Source organism: Brevundimonas sp. (assembly GCF_024711105.1).
Classification (GTDB): domain Bacteria; phylum Pseudomonadota; class Alphaproteobacteria; order Caulobacterales; family Caulobacteraceae; genus Brevundimonas.
On the sequence record NZ_JANJTL010000052.1, the window covers coordinates 1 to 2839 of the forward strand.

2 protein-coding genes and 1 pseudogene are annotated in these 2839 nt (G+C 69.8%); 2 read left to right on the top strand and 1 reads right to left on the bottom strand.

Annotation, left to right across the window (positions count from 1 at the left end):
- Together Q0M60_RS04155 and Q0M60_RS04160 are read left to right on the top strand one after the other, a co-directional pair.
- A pseudogene (locus Q0M60_RS04155) lies at positions 1 to 412 on the top strand (hypothetical protein); the annotation flags it as partial.
- A gap of 66 nt (positions 413 to 478) precedes the next feature.
- On the top strand, positions 479 to 2287 hold the full coding sequence (locus tag Q0M60_RS04160) for a DUF885 family protein (protein ID WP_296816296.1): 1809 nt from the start codon (positions 479 to 481) through the stop codon (positions 2285 to 2287).
- On the opposite strand, the gene Q0M60_RS04165 is transcribed toward Q0M60_RS04160, so the two are convergent.
- Positions 2284 to 2625 (bottom strand): endonuclease domain-containing protein, encoded by a 342-nt coding sequence (locus Q0M60_RS04165; protein ID WP_296816298.1) that lies wholly within the window; start codon positions 2623 to 2625, stop codon positions 2284 to 2286. The genes Q0M60_RS04160 and Q0M60_RS04165 overlap by 4 nt on opposite strands.
- Between the last annotated feature and the right edge of the window lie 214 nt (positions 2626 to 2839).

Genomic DNA, 2839 nt, shown 5'->3' on the forward strand with positions numbered 1-2839 from the left:
GATGATCCTCGTCGCGGCGCGCGAGGACAGCGGGCGGGCGGTCAAGGCGCTGCTGATGGCGGGGTCGGCGGTGCTGGGGGCGATGGCCTGGGCCCGGCCCGATCCGCTGGCGCCGGTCGCGGAGGTGGAGGAGGTGTTTCGCCTAGGCTGGGAGCTCTCACCCCCGCTGGCGATCGTCTCGGCAGCGCTGCTCGCGGCTTGCGCCCTGACGCCTGTCGCAATGACACGTTCGAGCGCAGGACCGACACGCACTGCCGGTGTGGCGCTGGGCGTGATGCTCCTGACCTGGGCTGTCATGCCGGCGCTCGGGGACTTTCCCGCGCCCATGGTCGGTGTCGGGATGAGTCCGATCGTCGGGGCCTGGCTCGGCGTCGGGCTTCTGGCCGGCCGGTTGCGTGCAGGGATGACCTGACCAATCCGTAAGTGGACGTGGCCGTCGCTTGGCCTAAGGTCTGCGCGCTTTTCGGAGGGACTTCCCATGTTCGACCGCCGTTCCGTGCTTCTCGGCCTGATGGCCACGGCCGCCGCGCCCGCGGCGATGGCGCGTGCCGCCCTGCAGGACCCGGCGACGGCGGCCGACGCCGAGCTGACCTCGGCGCTGGACGCGGCCTTCATGGAGGCGGCGCGGCGTTCGCCCCAGACCCTGACCCAGCTGGGCCTGAAGGAGCGCTACGGCGAGCTCGACGACTACACCGACCAGGCCGCGGTCGATGGCCTGGCCCTGGCCGAGCGCCAGCTGGCGGACATCGAGACGCGGTTCGCGGCCGCCGCGCTGAGCCCGCAAGGGCAGCTGTCGATGCGGCTTCTGCGCGAGGGCGTGGCCCAGCAGAGGGAGTTGTTCCGCTGGCGCCGGCACCAGTACCTGATGTCCAACTCGGGCAGCGTCATGGGCCAGCTGCCGGTGATGATGATCAACGCCCATCGCGTCGACACGGCCGAGGACGCGCGGGCCTATGTCTCGCGACTGGTCGCGGTCGAGCGGGTGATGAACGAGGTCGCGGCCGACTTCCGCGCCCGCGCCGCCGATGGCCTGGCGCCGCCGGCGCTAGTCTATGAGCCGAACCTGCGCGACGGCCGCGCGGTGATCACCGGCGCGCCGTTCGACGATGGGGCGGACTCGCCGGTGTGGGCCGACTTCCAGACCAAGGTGACCGCGCTGGAGATCGCCGACGGCGAGAAGGCCGCCCTGCTGGACGAAGGCCGCGCGGCCCTGACCGGGCCGTTCCGGCGCGGCTATGAGACCTTCCTGGCGGCGGTCGCCGAGGTCGGCGAAGGTCGTGAGCGCAACGACGGGGTCTGGGCCCTGCGGGACGGGGCGGAGTTCTATGAGGCCTCGCTGCGCTTCTTCAACTCGACCAACGACACCGCCGACTGGATCCACGAGACGGGCCTGTCGGAGGTCGCGCGCCTGCACGGCGAGATGGAGGTCATCAAGGCCCAGGTCGGCTTCGGCGGGACGCTGCGCGAATTCTTCGACCACCTGCGGACCGACCCGCAGTTCCAGTATCCGAACACGCCGGAGGGCAAGGAGGCCTTCCTCGAGGACAGCCGGCGCTTCATCGCCCAGGCGATGGAGGCGGCGCCGGCGTGGTTCCACGTCCTGCCGCGCGCCGGGCTGGAGGTCCGCGCGGTCGAGGCCTGGCGGGAGTCCACGGCCTCGGTGGCCTTCTACAACCGTCCGTCGGCCGACGGATCCCGGCCGGGCATCTACTATGTGAACCTGGCGGACATGACCCAGGTCTCCAAGCCCCAGGCCGAGGCCATCGCCTATCACGAGGGGGCTCCGGGCCACCATTTCCAGATCGCGCGCGCGGGCGAGCAGGAAGGCCTGCCGATGTTCCGCAAGTTCGGCTTCTACGGCGCCTATATCGAGGGCTGGGGCCTGTATGCCGAAAAGCTCGGCAAGGAAATGGGCTTCTACCAGGACCCCTATTTCGACTTCGGGCGGCTGTCGCTGGAGCTGTGGCGGGCGATCCGGATGGTGGTCGACACCGGCATCCACACCCGCCGCTGGAGCCGCGAGCAGGCCATCCAGTACTTCACCGAAAACACCATGATGTCCGAGCTCAACATCCGCCGCGAGGTCGAGCGCTACATCTGCAACCCCGGCCAGGCGACCAGCTACAAGGTCGGCCAGCTCAAGATCCTGGGCCTGCGCGCCCAGGCCCGCCAGGCCATGGGCGACCGCTTCGACATCCGCGACTTCCACGAGGCGGTTCTGGCGGCGGGGCCGGTGCCGTTGAGCGTGCTGGAGGAGCGCGTGGGGGCTTGGGCGGGGGCTTCTTAGCCCTCACCTCCCGCGCAATCGCTTCGCGTTCCGCTCAGCGTGGCGGGGCCCTCCTCTCCCGCTTCGCGGGCGAGGACGAGGCGCTGGCACTCGGCCACGATCGTGGCGCAGACCGCGTCGAGGTCTTCGAGGACCTCGTAGTTCCAGAAGCGAACGACGGTCAGGCCCTGGGCGGCGAGAACGGCCGTGCGACGTTCGTCGCGCGAAGCGTCGGCTGAATGCTGGCCGCCATCGACTTCGACGACCAGACCGAGTTCGGCGCATATGAAGTCGACGATGAATGGCCCGACCGGGACCTGCCGTTTCCACTTGAACCCGCCCAGCGCGCGGTTTCTCAAGCAGGCCCAAAGCCTCGCCTCGGGCGATGTCTGATCGCGTCGAAGGGCGCGGGCGCGCGGAAGGAGTCGAGAAACAGGCACGACCCCGCCTAAATTTCTTCGCCCCGCCAGGGGAGAAGAGGGCCCCGCGTACGGTTGCTCAGCTACGGTCCACGCGGGAGATGAGGGCCTTGCTTCCGCGCAAACAAAAAGGCCCCGGATCGCTCCGGGGCCT

Bases quoted from the DNA above. Each gene is read 5' to 3' on its own strand.
- Q0M60_RS04160 (WP_296816296.1), top strand. From the start codon at position 479: ATGTTCGACCGCCGTTCCGTGCTTCTCGGCCTGATGGCCACGGCCGCC.